The organism is Prevotella conceptionensis 9403948, from assembly GCF_000312305.1.
Lineage (GTDB): Bacteria > Bacteroidota > Bacteroidia > Bacteroidales > Bacteroidaceae > Prevotella > Prevotella conceptionensis.
In genome coordinates this window covers 1-758 of sequence record NZ_HE999513.1, presented here as the reverse complement: position 1 = coordinate 758, position 758 = coordinate 1, and the positions used below count along the sequence as shown (strand labels likewise).

1 protein-coding gene is annotated in these 758 nt (G+C 49.7%); it reads right to left on the bottom strand.

Going from position 1 to position 758, the window contains the following annotated elements; translation table 11 throughout:
• On the bottom strand, positions 1-438 hold a 438-nt coding region (locus BN93_RS16030), incomplete at its 3' end, for a DUF4141 domain-containing protein (protein WP_019189283.1).
• Positions 439-758 lie beyond the last annotated feature (320 nt).

Here is a 758-nt window from a genome sequence, read left to right as displayed (position 1 = left end):
GGTGATGTTCACCACCTGCTTGAGTTCCTTGAGCACGTCGTTGTTCTCTTCGAGGAGCTTGGTGTAGCCGAAGGCGATGGCGCTGAGTTCGGCGGGCGAGAAGTTGCTGTCGTGCAGCATCCGGCGGTAGCTGTTCACGTAGACGTCGGTAATCTCGCCCACCATCAGAATGGTCTTGCGCACCTTCTGGGCGTCCTTGATGAGACCATTCACTGATTTGAGGGCGTCGTAGTATTTCTTGCCCTGCTCGTAAATCTTCACGGTCTCCCGAAAGTTCTTGACCATGTTCTGCGCCGTGGTCGTGGTCTGTGCGATGTTCTTCCCGGCGTTGATGATGCTCTGCGCGATGTTGGAAGGGTCGATGACCGCCCACTGCGCGCTTGCCCTGCCCGCAAAGAGCAGGCAAAGGGCGATGATGGTAAATACTCTTGTTTTCATTTCTTTGTTAATGTTGATGTGAATACTAAATATGCTGTCTCTTGACTAAGATAAGGATGTGTCAGCCTCGCATACGTGAACAAGGCGACTTATACACGTTTGTATAATTCATTGGACACGTTTGTCCAATGAGCTGGACAAGTTAGTCCAAGTGTTTGGACACGTTTGTCTAATTGATTGGACACGTTTGTCCAATGAGCTGGACAAGTTAGTCCAACCGTTTGGACACGCCTGTCTAATTGATTGGACACGTTTGTCCAATTATTTATCCACGTTTGGCTAAACCGATACATCCAATGCTATGCCCGACGAGATTAGCC